The organism is Streptacidiphilus sp. EB129 (genome assembly GCF_041262645.1).
In the GTDB taxonomy this organism is placed as follows: domain Bacteria; phylum Actinomycetota; class Actinomycetes; order Streptomycetales; family Streptomycetaceae; genus Streptacidiphilus.
Genome location: NZ_JBGCCS010000108.1, coordinates 1 through 1,358 on the forward strand (window position 1 = coordinate 1; position 1,358 = coordinate 1,358).

Genomic DNA, 1,358 nt, shown 5'->3' on the forward strand with positions numbered 1-1,358 from the left:
GGGGCTTCACCCCGGATGGTGGACACGGGTTTGTGTGGTTATGCGGCGAGTGTCAGGGTAGCTGATTGGCGCTGCTCGTAGGCGACGGGGCTGAGCTGGCCGTTGGCCGAGTGCCTGCGCCAGGTGTTGTACCTGTTCAGCCAGCGGAAGACAGCCGCCCGGCTGGCCCGGGCCCCGGGCCAGCGGCGCGCGCCCTTGAGGAGTTCGCGTTTCAGTGAGGCATGGAAGCTCTCGCAGGCCGCGTTGTCGGCGCTGGTGCCGACGGCTCCCATGGACTGGGTCACACCCAACTCCGCGCACAGAGAGGCGAATTGGCGACTCGTGTACTGGGCCCCGTGGTCGGAGTGGAAGATCGCGCCGTCCAGGGTGCCGCGGGTCGCGGCGGCCATCGTGAGGGCGTCGGCGATCAGGTCGGTGCGCATGTGGTCGGCTATCGACCAGCCGACGACGCGCTTGCTGAAGCAGTCCAGCACGGTCGCCAGATACAGGAACTGCCCGTCCCCGACCGGTAGATAGGTGATGTCGCCCATGTACTTGAGGTTCGGCGCGGGAGCAGAGAAGTCGCGGCCGAACAGGTCCGGCACCGGGGTCGCCGAGGGCTCCGGGACAGTGGTGCGGACCTTCTTGCGCAGGTGGGTGCCGACGATGCCGAACTTCCGCATCACCCGGGCGACTCTCTTCTCGTTCACCACGTGCCCGTCCTCGCGCAGGTCGGCGGTGATGCGCGGGGAACCGTACGCCTCGTCGGACTCGGCGTGCACCCGCCTGATCCGTGTCGCCAGAGCGGTGTCGGCCCGCTCGCGCTCCGCGCGGGCCCGTGCGCCGGCGCGCCACTTGTAGTAGCTGGAGCGCTGGACCTCCATCACCTGGCACAGCCGCTTGACCTCGTAGGTCTCACTGTGGTCGTCAACGAACTGGAAGCGGCTCACCAGTTCGTCTCTGCGGCGAAATACTTCGTGGCCTTCCGCAGGATGTCACGCTCGACCGCGAGGATCTCCCGGTCCTTGCGAAGGCCGGTGTTCTCCGTCCGCAGGGCCGCGTTCTCGGCCTCCAGGCGCGCGATGCGCTCCTCGGGCGTCGTCGGCGCCGCAGCGGCCCCGGGGCCGGTGCCACCAGGGAGGAGGCCGTCCGGCCCAGGCGCGGCGCCCGCCGCCCGCACCCACTGCCGCAGCGACTCCGCGTGCATGCCCAGATCCCGCGCGACCTGCGCATACGTCAACGACGGATCGGAGCAGTACAGCGCTACAGCATCAGCGCGAAACTCCGCTGAGTAGTACTTGTGCACCATCGGTGCCATCTCTTCCTCTGAATCCACGAGATCCAGTGTCCGTGATGTCCACCGATTGGGGGGAAGCCCC

At 68.4% G+C, this 1,358-nt stretch carries 1 protein-coding gene; it reads right to left on the reverse strand.

Annotated elements, in window-relative coordinates:
* Window positions 1-38: 38 nt before the first annotated feature.
* A protein-coding gene (locus ABH925_RS37660; RefSeq protein WP_370156149.1) for an IS3 family transposase occupies window positions 39-1,288 on the reverse strand; the annotation gives its coding sequence in 2 pieces (ribosomal slippage) (window positions 39-946 and window positions 946-1,288; 1,251 coding nt in all).
* Window positions 1,289-1,358: the final 70 nt, after the last annotated feature.